The following is a 24,262-nucleotide window of genomic DNA, read 5'->3' on the forward strand; positions in this document are numbered from 1 at the left end:
AACTAACATAACGTTTAGTTAACCTCTTTTTTTTATCTTTAAAAAAAGTATTTACCAAGACTAATGACCAAAATTATAAATATAGACATAGGCTATGTTAGCATATTTGATAACTATATAATTATGGAAATAGACCAAGGAGTAATTGTTACCAAAGAACACAACCAATTACTAGTAGATATTGTAGACAAATTCTATAAAGACAAAGGTGTAGTTTATATATCTAATAGAAAAAATTCTTATAGTGTCAATCCTTCTGTTTATTATGAAACAAACAAAATAAAAAACATTATTGGCCTTGCCGTTGTATCGGAAAACGGAATGGCTGTTAGTAATGCTGAAATTGAAAAACTTTTTTTTAATAAGCCTTTTGAAATATTTAGCAATCTTGAAGATGCAAAAAATTGGGCAAATGAGCTTTACAAAAAAATGAAAAAAAATTAAATTCCGTAATTATTTAAAAACAACTCTTCTATCTCAATATCTAGTTCATCTAAAAAAGCTATTGACGCTTCAATGTCATTGTGTAGAACTCTATCTTTTTCAACAAATGGAACTTCTTTTCTATAAATATCTAAAAAAGACTCTAAAAAAGGAGATGTTTTTAATGGCGCTCTAAATGCTAAAGCTTGACTCGCATTCATAAGTTCAATAGCAACAACACGCTCTACATTTCTTATTAACCTATAAGCTTGAGTTGCTGCATTTGCTCCCATACTTACATGATCTTCTTGGCCATTACTAGAAACAATACTATCTACACTTGCAGGTGTTGCTAGTTGCTTATTAGCACTAACTATACTTGCTGCCGTATATTGCGGAATCATAAAACCAGAATTTAAACCAGGATTATCTACTAAAAACGCAGGCAAATCTCTTAACCCAGATACTAATTGAAACACACGACGCTCAGAAATATTACCAATTTCTGCCATTGCAATTTTTAAATAATCCAAAGCCAAAGCTAATGGTTGACCATGAAAATTTCCTCCAGAAATAATTAAATCTTCTTCTGGAAATATATTTGGATTATCGGTAACCGAATTTATTTCGGTTAAAATTACACGTTCAACAAAATCTAAAGTATCTTTTGTAGCACCATGTACTTGTGGTATACACCTAAAAGAATATGGGTCTTGTACATGTTTCTTTTCTCTTGTTATAATTTCACTACCTTTTAAAAACTCGTTAAAACGTCTTGCAACCTTTAATTGTCCAGGATGAGGACGAACTTGGTGTACTAAATCATGAAAAGGCTCTATTCTACCATCAAAAGCATCTAAAGAAATACTAGCCACAACATCTGCTATATAAGATGTTTTATGAGACAACAGCAGTAAATATACTCCATAAGCACTCATAAATTGAGTTCCATTTAATAAAGCCAAACCTTCTTTAGCCTCTAATTTAATAGGTTCCCAATTAAACTTTTTAAGTATTGCACTTGCATTAACCTCTTCTTTATTGTGCACAACTTTACCTTTACCAATTAGCGGTAATGCCAAATGTGCTAATGGTGCTAAATCTCCAGATGCGCCTAAAGAACCTTGTGTAAACACAAACGGAAAAACATCGTTATTAAAAAAATCAATTAAACGCATTACTGTAGCTAACTGTACACCACTATGTCCATAACTAAGAGACTGTATTTTTAAAAGTAACATTACTTTTACTACACTTTCTGGAACACGTTCTCCTGTTCCACAAGCATGAGACATTACTAAATTCTCTTGTAACTTTGTTAAATCGGCCTTAGAAATTTCTACATTATATAAAGATCCAAAACCAGTATTTATTCCATAAAAAGGTTTATCAGCTTCGTCTAACTTTTTATTTAAATAGGTTTTACAGTTTTCTATTTTCTGAATTGATTCTTCAGATAATTTTAGTTTTTTATTTTCTTTAAAAATATTATAGATAGTTACAATGTCTAATCTATCTGAAGATATATAATGGAATGCGTTCATTTAGTTAATTTATAGTCCATCAAAAATGAACAAATGTTAATTATTATGCAAATAATATTAATAATTTATGAGAATCCCTTTAAAACTCATACTTTTGATAAAAATTTAACACTTAATAAAAATGAAAAAAATAGTATTAGCTTTATCTATATTAGCAGTGGTTGCCTGTAAAGAAGAGGCACCAAAAGATTATGTAACATTATCTGGTAAAATAGAAAATAAAAACAGTGATTCTTTATTTGTAGTACAAGGTAGAACATTTTCTAAAACCATTAAATTAAATGAAGATGGTACATTTAGCGACACGTTAAAAGTTAAAACTGGGAGTTATATTTTTCATGACGGAAATGAGTCTACAAATATATTTTTAAAAAATGGATACGATTTAAATCTTACATTAGATACTAAAGAGTTTGATGAGTCTCTAAAATTTACAGGTAATGGAGCTGAGTCTAACAACTACTTATCTAAAAAAGCTATAATGCAAGAAAATTTAGTTGAACCAAGCCTTTTCGACTTAGAAGAAGTAGAATTTAACGCTAAAGTTGTAGAACTAGAAAAAGAAATGAGTGACTTTTTAGAGAAAAATTCTAAAAATTTAGATTCTACACTTTTAGCTAGAGAAAAAATCGAAATAGTTCAATTTAAACCAGGCATTACAGGCTTTTATAAACAACAACAAGCAAGAGCTGCTCAGTTTGCATCTTTTATTGGAAAACCTGCTCCAAGTTTTGATTTTGAAAACGCTAAAGGTGGTAAAACTTCTTTAGAAGACTTAAAAGGTAAATACGTTTATATAGATGTTTGGGCTACATGGTGCGGACCTTGTATTCGTGAAATTCCTTCTTTAAAAGAAATTGAAAAAGATTTTCATGATAAAAATATAGAATTTGTAAGTGTTTCTGTAGATGATGGTCGTGGTTACAAAGCTGATACAAGAGAAGAATCTGCTAAATTGGCTCACGAAGGTTGGAAAAAAATGATTGCTGAAAAAGAATTAGGTGGTATTCAAATTATTTCGGATAATGGATGGAAATCAGAGTTTGTTCAAGGTTTTAAAATTAACGGTATTCCTAGATTTATTTTAATAGATCCTGCAGGAAACGTTGTAAATGCAGATGCTCCAAGACCTTCTAGCCCAAAATTAAGAGAAGTGTTAAATGGTTTGGAAAATATATAGTTTTCTAAAATTAATATAAAAAAAACCGAGTTTTAAACTCGGTTTTTTTTATGCTTTATAGTAAAAGTTTTTCTTATCCTTCTTGTTCTACTTGTGGCTGTTCGGGTTGTTTAAACAAATCTAAATACGCTAAACTTATACCATCTATTACATTGCTAGCAATAATACTTTGGTAGCCAAATTCTTCTATTAAAATATCGGCACTTTTACCATGCAAATACACACCAAAAAGTGTTGCTTGTAAAGCATCATAACCTTGCGCAATTAATCCTGTAATTATTCCTGTTAAAACATCTCCTGTTCCAGCTGTAGCTAATCCTGGATTACCAGTTGCATTAACATATAATTTATCGTTAAAAACAGTAATAGTATTTGCTCCTTTTATAACAACAATTACTTTATACTTTTTAGCAAAAGCTTTTGTTTTATTTAATTTATCAAAATCATCTTTCCAAGAACCAATAAGTCTTTCTAATTCTTTTGGGTGTGGTGTTAAAATAGTTAACTCTGGTAATAATTTTAATAGCGCTTTCTTTTTTGCTAAAATATTTAAACCATCTGCATCTATTACTAATGGTTTTTTATTTGCTTTTAAAAAATTCTCAAAAGCTGTTATTGTTTTACTATCTGTTCCTAAACCAACGCCTATACCAATAACTGTTGGATCTATTGAAAAATCTATTTTAGTAAGTTTTTCTTCATCTGCATCTGTAATTACCATAGCTTCCGGAAAAGCTGTTTGCAACGGTATATATCCACATTTTGGCGTATATGCTGTTACCTTTCCTGCTCCAACTGCCAAAACTGAACGACTTGCCAATGTTACTGCTCCAATTTTCCCATAACTTCCTCCCACAATTAAACCATGGCCAAAAGTACCTTTATGGCTATATTTCTCGCGAGGTTTATATATTGGCAAGACTTCGTTTTTACCAATTAAATTAGCTTCGGTTTGGGTTGTAAATAAATATTCTGGATCAATACCAATATCTAATACTTCCCATTGCACAGTATATTTTGCAGTTTCAGGTAAAAAGAATACCATTTTTGGAGTTTGAAAACTTAATGTATAACCAGCATTAACAACTGCTTCTGGGTCTTCCACTCCTCTATCTGATGGTAACCCTGATGGTAAATCTATAGATAATGTAAAGGCTTTTGTGCTTCTAAAAAAGTTAAATAAGCTTTTTACCCAAGCATCTACAGGACGATTTAATCCAATTCCAAAAACAGCATCAACTATAATATCTTTTTCTTCAATATTTATATCGCTAAAATCATCCTCACAACTTAATAATGTTGGCCATTTTTTAGTTACATTTTTTATACGATCGTAATTAATTAAAAAATCTTTAGAACGTTTATCGCTACAGTTTACTACATAGGTGTTTACATTGTAACCGTGTGTAATTAAATGTCTTGCAACTACTAAACCGTCTCCACCATTATTACCAATACCACAAAAAACATGTATTGGTACTTGAGCACCTTGCATTCTTGTATGCAACCAATTAAAAATTTGGCTTCCTGCTCGTTCCATTAAATCTGTTGAGGAAATTTGTTGTTTTTCTTGAGTTAGCCTATCGCCTTCGTAAATTTGTTCTTTAGAGAATATTTTCATATTTATTTGTAGGTCGTGTTGAAAGATAAAATATAACTTTCAAGATTATTCAGTTCTAAAGCAATTATGCTTTCATTTTAAAAATTAAAGTGACTATTATTCAGAATAATATAAAAATCACTAATTAGTTTTGTTATTAGTGTAAAAGTAATACATTTACTAAGTATTTCACAGTAAAAATGTATAACAAAACATTAATTTCAACTTTAAAATCTGCTTCTATCTTAGAAGCATGTTTCGTTATGTTTATTTTTACAATTACAAATATTATTACCCTTTTGGGTATTTAATATTTTACTTCCGCATCAAAAATAGTAGCAAAATACTACTCAACCTAAAAAGTTAATACAAAATAAATTTTTCGCAAATGCAAGTACTAAAATTTGGAGGAACATCTGTAGGTTCATCAAAAAACATAAATAAAGTTATTACTATTTTAGAAGATTATTCTAAACAGGATAAAGTAATTTGTGTGGTTTCTGCTGTTGGAGGCATAACAGACAAATTACTTAGTGCAGGTAGCTTAGCAAAAAACAGTGACAAGAGTTATAAAACTGAATATAAAGCAATTAAAGCAAAACATATTACAATTTTAGAAACGCTTATCCCTAATAATAATTCTAAAATTATAAAAGTTTTAGAAGAAAAATTAAAGAGTCTAAAAAATCTGTTAGATGGTATCTTTTTAATTAAAGAATTATCACCACAAACATCGGATAGGCTAGTTAGTTTTGGAGAATTATTATCTTCTTATATTATAGCCGAAACCTTAAAATATAAAGGAAATAATGCCATTAGAAAAAACACACAGCAACTTATAGTTACCAATTCTAACTTTACAAAAGCTGAAGTTAAGTTTGAGCCTACAAATAAAAACATTAATGATTATTTTAATGATGCTACACAAGACATTACAATACTTCCTGGTTTTATTTCTAAATCCGAATTAGGAGAAATTACTACACTTGGTCGTGGCGGATCTGACTATACAGCAGCTATTATTTCTGCTGCTTTAAAGGTTGAAAAATTAGAAATCTGGACAGATGTTAGTGGTATGTTTACTACAAATCCAAAACTTGTAAAACAAGCTTACCCAATAGAACGTATTAGCTATCACGAAGCTATGGAATTGTCGCATTTTGGTGCAAAAGTTTTATATCCTCCAACGGTGCAGCCTGTTTTAGATTTAAATATTCCTATTCATATAAAAAACACGCTTAAACCAAACGATGTTGGTACAGTAATTTCTAACGATGGGAATACAAAATCTTCTACAGCTACGGGAATTACTAATATTAATGACATTTCATTACTAACATTACAAGGTAATGGCATGGTAGGTGTACCAGGTTTTTCTAAACGTTTATTTGAAACCTTATCTCAAGAAAAAATTAATATTATTTTAATTACTCAAGCATCATCAGAACATTCTATATGTTTCGGAATTTCTAAACATGATACTGTTCAAGCAGAAAGAGCAATTAATCTAGCTTTTGAATATGAAATTTCTAAACATAAAATTGATCCTATTCAAGTAGAAAACAACTTATCTATTATTGCTTTAGTTGGTGATAACATGAAAAGTCATCAAGGTATTAGTGGTAAAATGTTTAGTGCTTTAGGAAAAAATAACATTAATATTAGAGCTATTGCTCAAGGCGCTTCAGAAAGAAATATATCTGCTGTAATTTCAGAAAAGGATGTTGAAAAGGCATTAAATACTATACATGAACGCTTTTTTGAAAATAATATTAAACAACTTAATGTATTTATTACAGGTATTGGTAATGTTGGAGAAAAATTAATTGACCAAATTCACCAGCAGCGTAATTATTTAAAAAAGAACTTAAAGCTAGACCTTAGAATTGTTGGACTTTCAAATTCTAAAAAAATGGTTTTTAATGCTGAAGGTATAGATTTAGCCAACTGGGCTTCTAAGTTTCATTATGCAGATAAATCTAGTTTAAATGGTTTTCTAGAAAAAGTAAAAGCACTCAATTTACGCAACAGTATTTTTGTAGATATTACTGCAAATGAAGACGTATCAAAAATGTACGAGCACTATTTAAAAAATAGTATTGCTGTAGTTGCATGTAGTAAAATTGCGTGTTCTAGTACATACCAAAACTACAAACATTTACAAGATTTATCGCTTAAATATAACACACCATTTTTATACGAAACAAATGTTGGTGCAGGTTTACCAATAATTAACACATTAAGTAATTTAGTTACTTCTGGAGACAAGGTTACAAGCATTCAAGCGGTATTATCTGGTAGCTTAAACTTTGTTTTTAACAATTTTAGCGATCGTACAAATTTTCATGATATTGTAAAACGCGCGCAGTTTGAAGGTTATACTGAACCAGATCCTAGAATAGATTTAAGCGGTATAGATGTAGCTAGAAAAATATTAATTCTTGCTCGCGAAAATGGTGAAGTAATGGAAATTGAAGCTATAGAAAACGATTCGTTTTTAACAAAAGCAAATATAGAAAGTGATACAGTAGACGATTTTTATAAAACACTTATAAAAGACGAAGCCCATTTTCAAGAACTGTATGCTTCTGCTAAAGAAAAAAATTGCCAGTTAAAGTATGTAGCCGAATTTAAAAACGGCAAAGCAAAAGTTGGTTTACGTGAAATTCCAGAAGGTCATCCGTTTTATAATCTTGAAGGAAAAGATAATATTGTTATGTTTTATACAGAACGCTATCCAGAACAACCTTTAATTGTAAAAGGTGCTGGAGCTGGTGCAGATGTAACTGCCTCTGGATTGTTTGCAGATATTATTAAAGTAGGAAGCAAATAAAAAAATTAAAAATAAATAATAGAGAGTAAAAGTAATTATCACTCTTTCTAATTTCTTTTTCTATAGAATTATGAACGAAATAAAAATATTCTCACCAGCAACTGTAGCAAATGTTTCTTGCGGATTTGATGTTCTAGGTTTTTGCTTAGACACTGTTGGAGATGAAATGGTAATTAAAAAAACTCAAGAAAAAGGTATTATAATTACTAAAATTGAAGGTTTTAATTTACCACTTGAAACTAAAAAAAATGTTGCAGGTGTTGCGGCTTTAGCTATTTATAATGACGCAAAACCAGAGTGTGGATTCGAAATAGAAATTTATAAAAAAATTAAACCTGGAAGTGGCATTGGTAGTAGTTCGGCTAGTGCATCTGGAGTTGTTTTTGCAATAAACGAACTATTAGGCAAACCTTACTCTAAAACACAACTTTCTACATTCGCAATGAAAGGAGAAGCTGTTGCTAGTGGTAGTGAACACGCAGATAATATTGCACCAGGCATTTTTGGTGGCTTTACATTAGTAAAAAGCAATCATCCTTTAAAAATTTTAGAGCTACCTACTCCTACAAATTTATATGCAACATTAATACATCCTCAAATTGAAGTAAAAACTTCTGAAGCTAGAGATATTTTGCCAAAAAGCATACCAATGGAAAATGCCATTACACAATGGTCTAACCTTGGTAGTTTAGTCCACGCCTTACATACAACCGATTATCATTTATTAGGAGACTCTTTACAAGATGTTATTGTAGAACCTTACAGAAGCAAGTTAATTCCACATTACAACGATGTAAAAGAGGCAGCTCTAAACAATGGCGCTTTAGGATGCGGCATATCGGGTTCGGGACCTTCAATATTTTCATTATCAGAAAGTTTAGAAACAGCAAAAAAAGTAGAAAAAGCAATACAAGAAGTTTATAGTAAAACAGAAATTGAATTTTACACATTTACTTCTAAAATTAATGCAGATGGAATTAAAATACTATAATTTCCTATTAGCATAAATATTAAAAACAATATATGAATTACTATAGTCTAAATCATAAAGCACCAAATACAACATTTAAAGATGCAGTTATAAAAGGATTGGCGCCAGATAAAGGTTTATATTTTCCAGAAACTATAACACCATTACCACAATCGTTTTTCGATAATATTGATAATTTATCTCATTCTGAAATTGCTTTCGAAGCTATTAAACAATTTGTTAGTCCGGAAATTCCAGAAGACGTATTAAAAACAATTGTAGAAGAAACTTTAGCGTTCGATTTTCCTATAGTTAAACTCAACGATAATATTTCTACTTTAGAATTATTTCATGGTCCTACAATGGCATTTAAAGATGTTGGAGCACGATTTATGGCACGTTGCTTAGGCTATTTTAATAAAGAAAACACTAACGAAGTTACAGTTTTAGTAGCAACCTCTGGAGATACTGGTGGTGCTGTTGCAAATGGTTTTTTAGGTGTAAAAGGTGTTAATGTTGTTATTTTATATCCTAGCGGAAAAGTTAGCGAAATACAAGAAAAACAATTAACAACACTTGGGCAAAATATAAAAGCATTGGAAGTAGATGGTGTTTTTGATGATTGCCAAGATATGGTTAAACGTGCTTTTTTAGATAAAGAACTAACAAATAAAATGCAATTAACCTCTGCTAATTCTATTAACGTTGCACGATGGTTACCACAGCTTTTTTATTTTATGTTTGCTTACAAGCAATTGCATAAAACAAATAAAGACATTGTATTTTCTGTGCCAAGTGGCAATTTTGGTAATGTTTGTGCAGGAATGATGGCGCAACAATTAGGTTTACCAATTAAGCATTTTATAGCTAGTAATAACGAGAATAATGTAGTAACCAATTATTTACAAACCGAAGAATACATACCAAAACCATCTGTACAAACTATTAGTAATGCCATGGACGTAGGAAATCCAAGTAATTTTATACGTATTCAAGAAATTTATAAAAAAGAGTTTACTTCTTTAAAAAACAACCTGTCTTCTTACAGCTTTAGCGATGAAGAAACCAAGGCTGCTTTAAAAGAGATTTATGATAAATACGACTATGTCGCAGATCCTCATGGAGCAGTTGGCTATTTAGGTTGCAAAGCTTATTTAAAAAATAACCCTAATACGCATTGTGTGTTTTTAGAAACTGCGCATCCTACAAAATTCTTAGACGTTGTTGAAGAAGTTATAGAGGAAAAACAACCATTACCAAAACAAATACAAGCAGTTATGGGTAAAACAAAAGAAGCTACAAAAATTAGTAGTTACAAGGAATTAAAAAATTTCTTATTAAAATAAGCATATTCAAAAGAGATTTTCAATTTTAAATATAAAAAAAACAGCTACCTAATTAAGTAGCTGTTTTTTTATATTAATTTCTTTTTGAAATTATGCTGATACAGCAGAGACTTTATTTAAAGCTTCTCCAATTAAAGTATCGCCTTTAATTATTTCAAAAGTAGTATTATTAGCTACATCATCATTTAGAACACTCACTAAAGTTTGTGCTACATCGTTTCTGCTAATTTCTCCTCTTTTATTCAATTTTTCTTCTAACTCAATCTTATTTGTAAGCTCATCGTTAGTTAAACTTCCTGGTCTAACAATACTAAAATTTAAGCCGCTAGATTTTAAGTATTCATCTGCATTATGCTTTGCTTTTAAATACTCTTTTAATTCCTCGGCATTTTCTGGTTGGCCTGCTCCCATCGAACTTAACATTACAAACTTTTTAATGTTATTTTTGTTAGACTCATCAACCAATCGCTTTGCTCCTTCTTGATCAACTTCTACTACTTTTTTCCCTCCAGAGCCTGCTGCAAATAAAACTTTATCTACATTACCTTTAAAGACATGAGAAATATCTTTTTCCAAATCACCTAATACAGTATCAATTTGTTTTGCTTTAAAATAAGCTTGCTGCTCTTCTTTTCTAACCATTGCAATTGGGTTAAAATATTGAGATTCATTTAAAAGATTTACTATTTTTTTTCCTGTGGTACCATTTGCACCTGCTACTAAAATATTTTCCATTCCTAAATTTAAGAATATAATAAGCTAACTCATAAGATTTAAAGTTGTTTAACTTAAGTTTAGTATCACTTTAATATACTTTTATGAAAAAAAAACAAACTTGAAATTAAATAACACAACTTAAAATTTTAAACTAAATCACATTAAAACCAACTCAATAATTTTCAATACTTTTGTTTTCGAAAAAAAAAGACGTTTCGCTTATGCGAAAGCAAAAATATATTTTACATGAAAAACACAGCACTAACAGCAACACACGAAGCATTAAACGCTAAAATGGTACCTTTTGCAGGCTACAACATGCCAGTACAATACGATGGCGTAAATATAGAACACGAAGCAGTAAGAAAAGATTGCGGTGTTTTTGATGTATCGCATATGGGAGAGTTTTTAATAGAAGGTCCAAATGCATTAGCTTTAATTCAAAAAGTATCTAGTAATGATGCCTCAAAATTAACTGTAGGTAAAGCACAATACTCATGCTTACCAAATGACGATGGTGGGATTGTTGACGATTTAATTATATACAAAATAAAAGAAGAAACATATTTATTAGTTGTAAATGCTAGTAATATTGAAAAAGACTGGAATTGGATTTCTTCAAAAAACGATGTTGGTGCAGAAATGAGAGATTTAAGCGAAGACTACTCTCTTTTAGCAATACAAGGCCCTAATGCAGTAGAAAAAATGCAAGCATTATCAAGTCATGATTTAGCCGAAATTAAATTTTACAACTTTGTAGTTGGAGATTTTGCTGGTATCGATAATGTAATTATTTCTGCAACTGGATATACAGGAAGTGGAGGATTTGAAATTTACTGTAAAAACAACGAAGTAAAACAAATTTGGGATAAAGTTATTAATGCTGGCGCTAAACCAATAGGTCTAGCAGCTCGTGACACCTTACGTTTAGAAATGGGATATTGCTTATATGGAAACGATATAGACGATACTACATCTCCATTAGAAGCTGGTTTAGGTTGGATAACAAAATTCACTAAGGATTTTACAAATTCTGATGCTTTAGAAGAGCAGAAACGTAAAGGTGTAGAACGAAAATTAGTTGCTTTTGAGTTAGACGAGCGTGGCATTCCAAGACAAGGTTATGATATAGTAGACGGACAAGGTCAAAAAATAGGCGAAGTAACGTCTGGAACAATGTCTCCAATGCTTGGAAAAGGAATTGGTTTAGGTTATGTACCAATGGTATTTACAGATGTAAATAGTAAAATTAACATTCAAATTCGTAAAAAAGCAGTACCTGCAACGGTAGTTAAATTACCTTTTTATAAAGGATAATAAAATGTATGACTGATTTTCAAAATGTAATTAATACAATATATAACAACTTAAAATCTGCCACAGACAAAGGTGTTGTGGCAGATTATATTCCCGAATTGGCAAAACAGAAAAAAGAAAGTTTTGGCATTTATTTAAAGCATCTAAACGGTAACAGTTATCATGTTGGAGATTGGGATAAACCTTTTTCTATACAAAGTATTTCTAAAGTTTTAGCCCTCTCTAAAGCCATAGCTTTCGAGGACAAAAAAATTTGGGAACGTGTAGATGTTGAACCATCAGGCGATCCATTTAATCATCTATCTTTACTAGAGCACGAAAATGGAATACCTAGAAACCCATTAATTAATGCTGGAGCTATAGTTGTTGCAGATATTTTAGTATCTCGATTAAATAATCCTAAACAGGATTTTTTAAATTATGTAAGAGACATCTCTGGAGATCAAACTATTAATTATAATTTAAAAGTTGCTAAATCCGAAAAACTTACAGGATATAATAATTACGCTGCAGCTAACCTTTTAAAAGCATATAACAACTTAAATAACGATGTTGAAGTTGTATTAGATTTTTATTTTCATCAATGTGCTTTAGAGATGAATTGTTCTCAAATAGCAAATGCATTTTATATGTTTTCAAACCGAGGAAAATGTATAAATAATGTAGCCCACATTACTTTAAGTCAGGTTAAAAGAATTAATGCAATCATGCTTACTTGTGGTTTTTATGATGAAGCAGGAGAATTTGCTTTTGAAGTTGGTTTACCTGGAAAAAGTGGAGTTGGCGGTGGTATTGTAGCGCTACTTCCAGATGATTTTGTAATTGTAACGTGGTCTCCTGGTTTAAACCCTAAAGGAAATTCTTTAATAGGAATGCAAGCGTTAGAGCAATTTACTACTAAAACAAACCGTTCTATCTTTTAATATTTATAATATTAAATGAAGCAAGAAATAGACAAAAAACACAGAATTTTAATTTTAGGTGCAAGCGGTTTTATTGGCGAAGCCATTTACAAAGAACTCTGCTCCTACTTTAGAACTTATGGTACTTATAGAACAGATAATTATGGTTTTGATAAAAACCAACATTATTTTCAATATAATGTAGAGGAAGATGATATTTTTGAAATTCTTGATATTGTAAAACCTACAATTATTGTTTCGGCATTACGCGGTAACTTTTCGGCTCAAGTAATTGCTCATGCACATATAAGCGAATATATTATAGCTTATAATGCTAAACTTATATACTTATCTTCCGCCAATGTTTTCGATGCTTATAGTAAATTCCCAAGTTATGAACTTGATAAAACTTTAAGCCATAGTATGTACGGCCATTTTAAAATTAAAATTGAAAACTTATTATTACGAATGCCTAAAAAGCAAATTGTAATAATAAGATTACCAATGGTTTTTGGTGCACAATCACCAAGAATTAAGGAAATTAAAGCTTTTTTAAAAGAAGGTTTACCAATTGAAGTGTTTCCAAATCTGGTAATGAATGTTACAACAGACACTAAAGTAACACAACAAATTCATTATATAATAAACAGAAACAAATATGGTGTTTTTCATTTAGGAAGTAATGACCTAGTTCATCATGACGATTTTATAAAAGAAATTATTGAAACCATAAGTACCATTAAACCTCTATTTAAAAACGTATATACTACAAACGAAGAGCGTTATCTAGCAGTACTTCCAAAAAACAATAAATTACCCAAACACTTACAACTAGATAGTTCGGAGATTTTTAAAGAATTAGCAGTATAGTTTTTATTACTCGTTTTTTAATAAAACATGTTATAGTTTCTTTATTAAACAATAGTATTCTTATTTTTAGATAATACTATTAAATCATCATAAAAACTTTCAAATTATTATGGAGAAACTTACAACAATAGAAATAGAAAAACATCTAGAAAAGTTGCCAGAATGGAATTATGCAGACCATGCTATCCATACAGAGTACGAGTTCAAAAATTTTAAAGATTGCTTTAGTGCTATGAGCCGTATTGCGTTTGAGTGCGAAGCTTTAAACCATCATCCAGATTGGGCAAACACTTACAATGTGTTAAATATAAAACTATCTACTCACGATGCTGGAGGCGTAACATTAAAAGATATTAAGCTAGCACTTGCAATTGAAGGCATTGTTGAAGAAGAAGAAGAGTAAAACTTAAGGTTGTACTAACTTTTTTTGTATTTTACCAGACTATTTAATGCCCTTAATGATTAGACATCTTTTTATTTCACTACTGTTATGCATTTCAGTTTGTAGTTACTGCCAAGAAAACACGCTATTTTGTAAACAAGTTACAGCTCTTAAATCTACTATAGAGTCTAAGCATTTTGCTCCAAAAACACTAAACGATACAACTTCTAAACATATTTACAAGTTGTTTCTTAAAGAAATGGACGCCGACAAAGATTATTTTTTAAAAAGTGATATTACCAATTTTAATGTAGACGAATTTAAACTAGACAACTATATAGAAAATGGAAATTGTCAATTTATAGATAAATATATTTCTGTCTTAGAACATAATATAAAGTTAAACATTACAAAGCTTGAAGCTTTAAAAAATATACCTTTAGATTATTCTGGAACATTAACACTACAACATACACCAGAAAAATTCTACACTTTTTATAAGGACGAAACTGCTTTAAACAATGGACTTAAAAAACGTATTAGCTATCGCATAATAACTAAATTATTAGACGAAAATAGTGATATTGAAACCTTAAAAAAGAATTTTAATAGTTTAGAAAAAATAGCAAAAAACATTATTATAGAAAATGAAATCTGCCTTTTAAACGAATTATTAAATAAAGACGGAGGCATAAATACTTTTGTAAAACACGCTTTTTTAAATGCTTATGTAAAGGTAAACGATCCTAATTCTTCATTTTTTAACTCTACACAGAAACTAACCTACCAAAACAAACTCTCTAAAAATCAACTATCTTTTGGAATTATAACAACAAAAAATGATAATGGAGACATTGTTGTTGCAAATATTATTCCTGGTAGTGCTGCTTTTGAAAATGGTAAATTTGAAGAAGACGATATTATACAATCCATTTCTAATGGTAAATCTATATTTAGAATACATTGCGTATCTAATGAAGATATTATTTTATATCTTAATAAAGAAGAACACAAAACACTTACTTTTTCTATTAAAAAGAAAAACGGAACACTACAAGATATAAAGCTTACAAAAAGCAATATTAAAGTTGAAGATAATGCCATTAGAGGTTACCTTATTAACGATGTATCTAATTATGGCTACATTAAGATACCAAGCTTTTATACAAATTTCGAATCTCCAAACGGTCGTGGACTAACTGCAGATATAGCAAAGGAGCTATACAAGCTTCAAAAAGAAAATATAGAAGGTTTAATTTTAGATTTACGATTTAATGGCGGCGGTTCTATGCAAGAAGCCATAGAACTTTCTGGAATGTTTATAGACCGCGGACCTGTAGCTATTATAAAATCTAAAAATGGAGAAAATTTTACAATTAAAGACCATAAACGTGGTAGCTTTTATAGCAAACCAATTGTAATTTTAGTAAACGATTATAGTGCATCTGCATCAGAGCTTTTTGCTGCGGCTATGCAAGATTACAATCGAGCAATTATTGTAGGCTCAAAAACGTACGGCAAATCTAGCGCACAAACTATCTTACCTCTATCTATAGAAGATAGCTCTTTAGGCTTCGCAAAATTAACAATACAAGCTTTCTATAGAATTACAGGAGAAAGCCATCAAGCCGTTGGAGTTATTCCGGATATTAAATTACCATCATTATACGATAATTTTAATACTGCAGAGAGTAATAAACCACATGCTCTACAAAATACTACAACTAACGTTAGTTTAAAGCATGTACCATTTACAAAGATAAATACAAACATTGCTGCAAATAGTAGTAAAACGCGTATATTAAACGATGAAAATTTCAAAAAAATATCAGAAATAAATAAAGCCTTTTATAATTTATTATACAAAAGAGGAATAAAATATAAGCTTACTTTAAATGATGTTTTTGAAGAAAAAAAACGTAGACAAGCAACTTTAGATTTTATTTTTGAAGCACAAGACACCCAACCAGCTCTATTTAAAATTTTAAATACTAAATCTACAACCGAGCTTTTAAAATATAACAGCGACGATAAAGAACAGAATGATACTGTTTTAAAAACACTGTCGCAAGATATATATATAAATGAAGCCAAACATATTTTAAAAAACTTAACAACTCCTAATTAATGAACATTTTATCTAAAATAATTATTGCATTCTTTCTTTTTATCTCTTTTTTTACAAATGCACAAAGCTTTAACACAGCTGTAGATTATCTAGAATTTATTGGAAAAGAACAAAAAACAGTTACTAAAAACACTTGGAAATACACAAAAGCAATTGCGCATAGTAAAAGTGATAAAAGCATAGCTAAAAAAAGAGAAGTTTTAATAAAAACTGTAGAGCGTGCCATTGCAAAAATTGAAAAAGCAAATGGTTTTGATGGCGACACCTATAAAAACAATGTGCTTAAACACATGCGTTTAAATGAAAGCTTATTAAAAAAAGAATATGCAGATATTATTGACATGAAAGCAGTTGCAGAACAGTCTTACGATTTAATGGAAGCGTATATATTGGCTCAAGAATTGGCAGACGAAAAGATGATGCAATCTCAAATTGAATACGAGAAAAACCTATACGCCTTTGCAAATAAAAATAAAATAAACATTATTGAAAGTGAGAACGATTTGGGAAAAAAAATGGAGATTTCAAACCAAGTCTTCGACCATTCTAACGCACTATACCTAACTTTCTTTAAAGTTTATATTAACGAAGTCTATTTATGGGAAGCTGTAGAAAAAAGCGACGTAAGCGGTATTCAACAAAACTCTAATGCTTTAAATCAAGCCGCCAAAGAAGGATTAAAAATTTTAGATACAATAAAACCATATAAAAACGATAAAAGTTTAATACTAGCATACAAAACAGTGTTCAATTTTTTTATTGAAGAATCTGAAAATAAAATTCCAATTATTGCAGATTTCTTAATTCTAAAAGAAGATTTTGAAACCATTAAAACCGCAATAGACAAAACACCAGAAAACAAGCGTACTAAAGACCAAATAGATGCCTACAATAAAAAAATAAAAGAAATTAATAAAGCTGGAAATAATTACAACAAAGTAAATTCAGCCTTAAATAGTAATAGGCAAAAAGTACTTATTAAAATGGAAGAAGCTAAATCTAAATTTTTAGCTAGACACGTACCTAACGATTAAAATTATACAAAATAGTTTAGCTACAAACGTTTTTGTACGTAAACATTTTTTTTAAATTTGTGTAACTGCTTAATTGCAATAAAACTAATTAACAATAATTTCTCTTTTTATAAATTTATTCTTGTAATAATTAAAAGAGCATATAAATAATATTTTAAATGGGAAGAGCTTTTGAGTTCCGTAAAGCAAGAAAAATGAAACGATGGTCTGCCATGAGTAAAGCATTTACTCGTATTGGAAAAGACATTGTAATGGCTGTAAAAGAAGGTGGACCAGATCCAGATAGCAACTCAAGATTACGTGCAGTAATACAAAATGCCAAGTCTGTAAACATGCCTAAAGATAATATAGAGCGTGCTATAAAAAAAGCAAGTGAAAAAGATCAAGGCGATTTTAAAGAAGTTCTTTTTGAAGGTTATGCACAACATGGTATTGCCGTACTTATTGAAACAGCTACAGATAATAACACTAGAACAGTTGCTAATGTTAGATCTTATTTTAATAAAACCGATGGAAGTTTAGGTACTTCTGGTTCTGTTGTATTTATGTTTGATCATACTTGCAACTTTAAAATTAAAGCTCAAGAATTAGATCTAGAAGAGCTAGAACTAGAACTTATAGATTATGGTGTTGAAGAAATTTTTGAAGACACAGATCAAGATGAAAATGGAGAAGAACAAAATTATATTTTAATTTATGCTCCTTTTGAAAGCTTTGGAAACATTCAATCTTATTTAGAAGATAATAATTTAGAAATAATTTCTTCTGGTTTTGAGCGTATTCCACAGGTTACAAAAACATTAACACCAGAGCAAGCTGCAGACGTAGAAAAACTTCTAGAAAAATTAGAAGAAGATGACGATGTGCAAAACGTATACCATACTATGCAAGAAAGTGAAGACTAATTAACTATATAAAAGCTTATAAGAAAAGTTCTTTTACACTAATACTGTAAAAGAACTTTTTTTTAGAATTAAATTAATAACTTAGAAGATTAAATTTATAATTAATCTCTTTCTAAATAAACTGCTGAAGCAGACGCTAAATCATTATTTAATACTGGTGTTAAATTTCCACCTGTACCAATATTGTTAAAAGCTAAAATTTTACCATTTGCAGCCTCTGCAATATAAACTGTTTCTGTTTCGTCATCGTAAGCAACATCTACAGGGTTTCCTAAAACAGTATTTGTTCCAGAAACTCTAATCTGGTCTGTTACTGCTAATGTTCCGCTATCTGCTGTAGCATCTAACTTTGATGTAAAGTTATAAATAACATGAAAACCACCATCTGTAGCACTTGCAGCGTCTCCAATATCTGTTAACACAGCTGTATCTGTATCATCATCAAAAGTAATACCGTGAGTTCTTACAATACCTTCAACTGTAATTCTTTTAGTTGGTGCAACAATAGCGTCTGTATTGTTAGCTAAAAAGCCTTGAAATACTGCTAAATCTCCAGTAGCATCAACAATTGCATATAAATCTGAACCATTAAATACAATTCCCCAAAGTTTAAAACCTGTAGTAACTGTGTTTCTTAAAGAAAAAGAATTTCCGCTTTTTTCATAAATAAATAATCTTCCATCTGGTGTATTTGGATCTCCATCAACATCAGAATTATCTGCTACTACATACATATTGTCGTTTACAGCTACTTCTCTTGGGCTATCCATGTCTGCAGTTCCTGCAACATCAACATCTACAGTTGTTCCAGAGGCTAATGTTGTAGCATTTGCAAAACCTTCTAAAGCTAAACTAGATCTAGATGCTTGGTAAACTGTATCTGTATCATCATCATAATAAATACCGTCTGCCATTGTACTATTTGTAATTAACGTAGAAGCTGTAACATTAGATAAATCTGTTACATCATAAATATTTATATTTCCGTCTGCATTGTTTGAAGTAAAAAGTTTAACGGTTTCTGCATCTGGAATATTAATAACATTGTTATTGTCGTCGTCATCACTACAAGATGTAAATGTTAAAGATGTTAGAGCAAATAAGCTAAATAGTTGAATTGAATTTTTTAAAATTTTCATGTTTATTGGTTTTATTGTTATTTGGCTTTATTTACGAAGTTGTCAAACCTATGGTTTTATAATTCTATTTATTTAACCAATTCTTAACAGTTTAAACTTAAAAATCTTAAAGTTTACATAAAATTGAAGCTTATTATTAGGTAATATATAAGCCATATTTTAGAGAGAGATACATAAAAAAATCTAGAAATATACTAGTAGAATGCAAAGAAAAAAGCTACTTTACATAGGTTAAGTAGCTTTTTTAAATCTTGTAGTAGGTAAATGTTTCTTTTTAGTGACTTGGGAAAGTTTACTTTATGTTTCATCCGCATACTACACGGAATTTATTCCAAATATTATACCAAAAATAATATTTTATTTAAATATGGAATAAATTTTATTGAAAGAATATTATTTTTTTTAACTACGAATATTCTGGTTTCTTGCCATTTACGCCTTTATAAAAGCTATGCATAAATTTAAAATCATCTTCAATATTATCTGTAGGATAAAATGCTTCAGAAACTAAATTTTGCTTGTTTTCAAAATCAAGAGTAAACATGATTATTGGCACTCCAGCTGCTTTTGCAATATAGTAAAAACCTGTTCTCCACTCTTCTACTTTCTTTCTAGTTCCTTCTGGTGCAAAGGTTATTCTAAACTCATCGTGTTTATTAAATTCTTTAGCAATAGCTTCTACTTTATTTTCATTTGCACTTCTATTTAAAGGAACACCTCCAAGTGCTTTAAAAAAATAACCAAAAGGCCATATAAATAGCTCTTTTTTACCTACAAAATTTGTTTTAACTCCAACAATTTTTCGCAATAAAACACCTATATAGAAATCGTGCCAACTAGTATGCGGCACTGCTATAATAACAGATTTTTTTATAGTGTTTTTAGAGAAATTAGTATTGCCTACTATTTTCCATTTTAATATTTTAAAGTAAATAAATTTAGCTAGCCAACGCATATTACATTTTTTGGTAAAGCGTTCTAAGTTTATCTCTAGTAATTACTTTTTTCCATTGTTTCCCTATTGCATTTTCCCATAATGGTTCTAAACTAAGGGCTACATCAATCATGATATTAAATTCTTTATCCGAAAGGTTTTTACATATTCCTTGAGGAAGCTTAATATTATGCTTTGCTTTCATTTCTTTAAACATAGCAACGCCATCAGGATAATATTCCTCTAAATGATCAAAAACAATACAGTTTCCAATACCGTGCTTTACACCTAATAAATAGCCTAAACCATAACTTAAAGCATGTGCAACACCTACTTGAGAATAAGCTATACTCATACCTCCATGCCAGCTAGCCATCATTAATTTATCTTGGCTATCTTCCTCACTTAATGTATCTTCTAAAAAAATCTCTTTACAAAGCGAGAATGCTTTTTCTCCGTAAGTCTGGCTAAAAGAATTTAAATATGTTCCATTAAGCGATTCTACACAATGTACAAAACAGTCCATTCCTGTAAAAAACCATTGGTCTTTAGGAACATCTTTAGTTAATTCTGGATCTAAAATAACTTGATCGAATGGCGTAAAATCACTATTTATACCAAGTTTTCTTTCTGGTCCTGTTAAAATTGTGGTTCTTGAAACCTCTGCTCCTGTTCCAGATATAGTTGGAATACCTACGTGATATATTGCTGGATTCTTTACAAGATCCCAACCTTGATAATTTTTAGATTCGCCTGGATTTGTAAGCATAATGGATACAGCTTTTGCTATATCTAAAACGCTACCTCCTCCAATACCAATAATTCCAGATGGTAACTCTTTATAATCTAAAATAATTTGTTCTACTAGTTGGTCTATTTGCGATGTTTCTGGTTCTTTTGCAGTAGAGACATATATCACTTTATCATCATAAGACAATGGAATTCTTGAGGTTAACCATGCGTTACCTTTAAAAACATCGTCTACAAAATATATAAATGGAGCTTTAGTGCTTAATCGTTTAGGTGATAGAATTTCTTCTATTTGATTAAAACTGCCTCGTCCAAATATTACTCTGGACACCATTGGAAAATTTTTATAAATCATTGACTTTTTTGTTAGTCTTAGTTTGTAAAGTTATTACTTATTTAAATTTTTCTGAAACATTTCTGAAAATAAACTTAAATGATACCCATCTACTAACGCATGGTTTACATTTATTGCTACATTCATAATTTTATTATTATTTGTTTCTTTTACTTTGCCAAAGGCTAATTTTGGTACAGATTCTAATAAACCTGAAACAGGTTCTTTATGTCCTGAAAAGTCAGACCATGGTATTGCAGAGCAATGAATACAGTCTAATCCATTTTTGGGAGGAAATAAATTATTAGAGTTTTCTATTCTATTTTTTTCAGCTTCAAAATTTAGTAAAAAGGTTTCTAAATTTTCGCTATAATCTATAAACGAAAATCCAAATGTTTTATTCTTTCTAATAATAGTTGCTGATGCATGAATGGTATTATAAACCATTACTTTATCATTTAAAATTCTATATTTTAAATTTTCTACACTATTAATTGCTTGCATACAAGCGTGTAAATAGGTGCCAAAAAAACTTATTTTATTGTCTTTAGCAAATTGATATGTTTTTGTAACATTAAATGGAATAGTAATTCCAAAATAAGGATCTTTCAAATTCGAAAAATGCTCATAATGTTGTTTTCTATCCCAAGTATTTATATCTAACTCTTTCAAATTTATTGTAATATTTTTGGTAGCTGCAATAAACTCTCTAAAGTTTTATATGCTTTACCATTGGTTTCGTTTTCTTCTACTTGCTCATGAATCCAAGTAGTATGAAAAGGAATATGTACAGCCTTTGCGTTTAGGTTTACTAACGGTAGTATATCAGATTTTAATGAGTTTCCAACCATTAAAAACTCTTCTGGTTTTATATCTAAGTGTTGTAATAACTTTTTATAATTTTCTTCTTTTTTATCGCTTAATACTTCTATATGATGAAAATAATCTAACAATCCAGATTTTTCAAGCTTTCTTTCTTGGTCTAATAAATCGCCTTTAGTAGCAACAATTAGTTTATATTTTTTTGATAGTTGTTTAAGCACATCTTCTACTCCATCTAATAATTCTACAGGCTTATTAATCATAGATTTTCCAATCTCTAATATTTTACTTATAGTTTCATTAGATACTGTATTGTTAGATAATTCTAAAGCCATTTCTACCATAGATAAAACAAATCCTTTTACTCCATAGCCATAAACAGGAAGGTTTTTTATTTCCATTTTAAATAGCTCTTGATCTATTTTATTTTCGGTTTCAAACTTATTTAACAACTTAGCAAATTGACTTTCGGCATCACGAAAATAAGTTTCGTTTACCCAAAGTGTATCGTCTGCATCAAAACCTATAACTTTTATGTTACTGTAATCTATTTCCAAAATTTATTAGCTTTTTCTAAATCTTCTGGAGTATCTATTTCTATTCCTTGAACATTTGTTTCTACCATTTTTATACGCTTTCCGTATTCTAAATATCTTAATTGCTCTAGTTTTTCTGAAGCTTCTAAAACTTGCATTGGTAATCTATAAAAATCAAGAATGGCTTGTTTTCTAAAGGCATAAACTCCTTTATGCTTATAATATTTTACATCAACATTTTTATCTCTTGGATATGGAATTGGGCTTCGTGAAAAATAGAGCGCAAAATTAAATTGGTCGATTACTACTTTTACTGTGTTTGGGTTTTTAATTTCTTCTTCATCTTGAATATGAACCATTAAAGAAGCTAAATCTACTTCTTTTTTAGGATCTTCTTTAAAAACTTGAATAAGCTTAACAAGCGATTTTTTATCTGTAAAAGGCTCATCTCCTTGTACATTTATAATAACATCTACATCTAAAAACTCGACTGCTTCAGCTATTCTATCGCTTCCGCATTCGTGTTCTTTTTTGCTCATCATCACCTTTCCGCCAATATCTTTAATTTCTTTAAAAATAATTTCGCTATCTGTTACTACAACAACATCATCAAACAGTTGTGTAGCCACTGTTGCCTCATAAGTTCTAGTAATAACAGGTTTTCCTTTTAAATCTTGCATAAGTTTACCTGGAAAACGAGAAGCACTGTAACGTGCAGGAATCATTGCGATTATTTTCATTTTTTAACCTGAGTTTTTAGCGGAATTATTAATAGTCAAAAATATAATTTTTAAACTGAATTTATGCCTTGCGAGTTTTAAACTTTTTATAAAACCTAAATATAACTGCAACTATAATAATAACAAGAAATATTGCTATAACAGGAAACACTATTGAAATCGCAGACATTACAACAGCTGTTCCTGTTTCTACAGTCGAAACTACAGGATTTGCAACACCGCCTGTTGTTGCTGTAGATGTCAATCTGGCTGCACCAGATGTACCTGCAACTGCTGCTGCCGTTCCTCCTCCTGCTATTATGGCTAAAGCCCAAGTTACCACCGGACTTAAATCTGCAACAGTAGATACCATAACTGCTGTTCCTGCAATGGCAGCTAAAGGAATTGCTACAGAATCTAGTAAATTATCTACATAAGGAATGTAATATGCACAAATTTCTACCACTGTGGCTACTCCTAAAACTATTAAAGCAGATAAACTACCTATCCATTGCCAAGATTCGTTTAACTCCCAACCGCCTAAATACGCTGTTAAACTTAGTGCAAATAAAGGAACAAATACTCGAAAACCAACAGATGCTGCTAAACCTATGCCTAAACAAATACTAATTATTGTTTCGCTCATTTTCTTTAATTTTATTTAAATATTTCTTGTTTGCTAGGTGCATTATAAAACCATATAACAAACCACCTATTAACCATATAATAATTCGTTTTGGAAAGTTTCTCCAAATAAAATCGTGGTTTAAAAAATCGAATAAGCTAGAGAAAACAAGCATAATAATTCCAAAAAATATTCCTTCTATAATCCAGTGCTGTCGCTTTTTCATAAAACCTCTTTGTATTAAAGATAAAA

23 protein-coding genes are annotated in these 24,262 nt (G+C 30.0%); 12 read left to right on the plus strand and 11 right to left on the minus strand.

Annotation, left to right across the window (positions count from 1 at the left end):
• Positions 1-63 precede the first annotated feature (63 nt).
• Positions 64-444, plus strand: a complete 381-nt coding sequence (locus CLV86_RS13620; protein WP_121053145.1) for a hypothetical protein — start codon at positions 64-66, stop codon at positions 442-444.
• Here the strand turns inward: CLV86_RS13620 and hutH are convergent.
• Positions 441-1,967 carry a histidine ammonia-lyase gene (gene hutH / locus CLV86_RS13625; RefSeq protein WP_121053147.1) on the minus strand — a complete coding sequence of 509 codons (1,527 nt, stop codon included), beginning with the start codon at positions 1,965-1,967 and terminating at the stop codon, positions 441-443. The two genes, CLV86_RS13620 and hutH, sit on opposite strands and share 4 nt — an antisense overlap.
• A 121-nt stretch (positions 1,968-2,088) precedes the next feature.
• Here hutH and CLV86_RS13630 point away from each other — a divergent pair, with 121 nt between their 5' ends.
• The gene (locus tag CLV86_RS13630) at positions 2,089-3,147 is read left to right on the plus strand and encodes a TlpA family protein disulfide reductase (RefSeq protein WP_121053149.1); all 1,059 of its coding nucleotides are present in this window, start codon (positions 2,089-2,091) and stop codon (positions 3,145-3,147) included.
• Positions 3,148-3,220: 73 nt separating this feature from the next.
• On the opposite strand, the gene CLV86_RS13635 is transcribed toward CLV86_RS13630, so the two are convergent.
• Positions 3,221-4,768, minus strand: coding sequence for an NAD(P)H-hydrate dehydratase (locus CLV86_RS13635; RefSeq protein WP_121053151.1), 1,548 nt, complete (start codon positions 4,766-4,768; stop codon positions 3,221-3,223).
• A gap of 367 nt (positions 4,769-5,135) precedes the next feature.
• Between CLV86_RS13635 and thrA the strand changes: the two genes are divergently transcribed.
• The 3 genes from thrA to thrC all read left to right on the plus strand — a co-directional run bounded on the left by thrA (position 5,136) and on the right by thrC (position 9,896).
• Positions 5,136-7,580 (plus strand): bifunctional aspartate kinase/homoserine dehydrogenase I, encoded by a 2,445-nt coding sequence (gene thrA / locus CLV86_RS13640; RefSeq protein WP_121053153.1) that lies wholly within the window; start codon positions 5,136-5,138, stop codon positions 7,578-7,580.
• A gap of 70 nt (positions 7,581-7,650) precedes the next feature.
• Positions 7,651-8,571 carry a homoserine kinase gene (locus CLV86_RS13645; RefSeq protein ID WP_121053155.1) on the plus strand — a complete coding sequence of 307 codons (921 nt, stop codon included), beginning with the start codon at positions 7,651-7,653 and terminating at the stop codon, positions 8,569-8,571.
• 32 nt (positions 8,572-8,603) lie between these two features.
• Positions 8,604-9,896, plus strand: a complete 1,293-nt coding sequence (thrC, locus tag CLV86_RS13650) for a threonine synthase (protein WP_121053157.1) — start codon at positions 8,604-8,606, stop codon at positions 9,894-9,896.
• Between the two features lie 90 nt (positions 9,897-9,986).
• Here the strand turns inward: thrC and CLV86_RS13655 are convergent, their stop codons facing one another.
• Positions 9,987-10,631: an SDR family oxidoreductase gene (locus CLV86_RS13655; RefSeq protein WP_121053159.1), complete on the minus strand. Its 645-nt coding sequence runs from the start codon at positions 10,629-10,631 to the stop codon at positions 9,987-9,989.
• A gap of 228 nt (positions 10,632-10,859) precedes the next feature.
• Between CLV86_RS13655 and gcvT the strand changes: the two genes are divergently transcribed.
• From gcvT to CLV86_RS13690, 7 genes are all read left to right on the plus strand, one after another.
• Entirely contained in the window at positions 10,860-11,930 is a 1,071-nt protein-coding gene (gene gcvT / locus CLV86_RS13660; RefSeq protein WP_076732817.1) for a glycine cleavage system aminomethyltransferase GcvT, read from the plus strand.
• An 8-nt stretch (positions 11,931-11,938) separates the two neighbouring features.
• Positions 11,939-12,853, plus strand: coding sequence for a glutaminase (locus tag CLV86_RS13665; RefSeq protein ID WP_121053161.1), 915 nt, complete (start codon positions 11,939-11,941; stop codon positions 12,851-12,853).
• Between the two features lie 15 nt (positions 12,854-12,868).
• Positions 12,869-13,702, plus strand: coding sequence for a sugar nucleotide-binding protein (locus CLV86_RS13670; RefSeq protein WP_121053163.1), 834 nt, complete (start codon positions 12,869-12,871; stop codon positions 13,700-13,702).
• A 109-nt stretch (positions 13,703-13,811) separates the two neighbouring features.
• Positions 13,812-14,105, plus strand: a complete 294-nt coding sequence (locus CLV86_RS13675) for a 4a-hydroxytetrahydrobiopterin dehydratase (RefSeq protein ID WP_121053165.1) — start codon at positions 13,812-13,814, stop codon at positions 14,103-14,105.
• Between the two features lie 55 nt (positions 14,106-14,160).
• A complete protein-coding gene (locus tag CLV86_RS13680; protein WP_170148551.1) occupies positions 14,161-16,212 on the plus strand; it encodes a S41 family peptidase in 2,052 nt (683 codons plus the stop codon).
• Positions 16,212-17,246, plus strand: coding sequence for a hypothetical protein (locus tag CLV86_RS13685; RefSeq protein ID WP_121053169.1), 1,035 nt, complete (start codon positions 16,212-16,214; stop codon positions 17,244-17,246). The genes CLV86_RS13680 and CLV86_RS13685 overlap by 1 nt, the downstream gene beginning before the upstream one ends.
• Positions 17,247-17,404: 158 nt before the next feature.
• Positions 17,405-18,151, plus strand: a complete 747-nt coding sequence (locus tag CLV86_RS13690; RefSeq protein ID WP_121053171.1) for a YebC/PmpR family DNA-binding transcriptional regulator — start codon at positions 17,405-17,407, stop codon at positions 18,149-18,151.
• A gap of 101 nt (positions 18,152-18,252) precedes the next feature.
• On the opposite strand, the gene CLV86_RS13695 is transcribed toward CLV86_RS13690, so the two are convergent.
• The 8 genes from CLV86_RS13695 to CLV86_RS13730 form a co-directional block, all read right to left on the minus strand.
• Complete coding sequence (locus tag CLV86_RS13695) at positions 18,253-19,290, minus strand: hypothetical protein (protein ID WP_121053173.1); 1,038 nt, start codon at positions 19,288-19,290, stop codon at positions 18,253-18,255.
• Between the two features lie 406 nt (positions 19,291-19,696).
• Entirely contained in the window at positions 19,697-20,245 is a 549-nt protein-coding gene (locus CLV86_RS13700; protein ID WP_121053175.1) for a 1-acyl-sn-glycerol-3-phosphate acyltransferase, read from the minus strand.
• Position 20,246: 1 nt separating this feature from the next.
• Positions 20,247-21,329 (minus strand): iron-containing alcohol dehydrogenase family protein, encoded by a 1,083-nt coding sequence (locus tag CLV86_RS13705; protein WP_076732802.1) that lies wholly within the window; start codon positions 21,327-21,329, stop codon positions 20,247-20,249.
• A gap of 33 nt (positions 21,330-21,362) precedes the next feature.
• Complete coding sequence (locus CLV86_RS13710; RefSeq protein WP_121053177.1) at positions 21,363-21,980, minus strand: CatA-like O-acetyltransferase; 618 nt, start codon at positions 21,978-21,980, stop codon at positions 21,363-21,365.
• Positions 21,981-21,982: 2 nt separating this feature from the next.
• The gene (locus CLV86_RS13715) at positions 21,983-22,687 is read right to left on the minus strand and encodes an HAD family hydrolase (protein ID WP_121053179.1); all 705 of its coding nucleotides are present in this window, start codon (positions 22,685-22,687) and stop codon (positions 21,983-21,985) included.
• Positions 22,678-23,406 (minus strand): 3-deoxy-manno-octulosonate cytidylyltransferase, encoded by a 729-nt coding sequence (kdsB, locus tag CLV86_RS13720; RefSeq protein ID WP_076732799.1) that lies wholly within the window; start codon positions 23,404-23,406, stop codon positions 22,678-22,680. The genes CLV86_RS13715 and kdsB overlap by 10 nt, the downstream gene beginning before the upstream one ends.
• A gap of 61 nt (positions 23,407-23,467) precedes the next feature.
• A complete protein-coding gene (locus CLV86_RS13725; RefSeq protein WP_121053181.1) occupies positions 23,468-24,031 on the minus strand; it encodes a DUF4126 domain-containing protein in 564 nt (187 codons plus the stop codon).
• The gene (locus CLV86_RS13730; RefSeq protein WP_121053183.1) at positions 24,012-24,236 is read right to left on the minus strand and encodes a hypothetical protein; all 225 of its coding nucleotides are present in this window, start codon (positions 24,234-24,236) and stop codon (positions 24,012-24,014) included. The genes CLV86_RS13725 and CLV86_RS13730 overlap by 20 nt, the downstream gene beginning before the upstream one ends.
• Positions 24,237-24,262 lie beyond the last annotated feature (26 nt).

It is taken from the genome of Lacinutrix venerupis (assembly GCF_003663945.1).
Classification (GTDB): Bacteria; Bacteroidota; Bacteroidia; order Flavobacteriales; family Flavobacteriaceae; genus Lacinutrix; species Lacinutrix venerupis.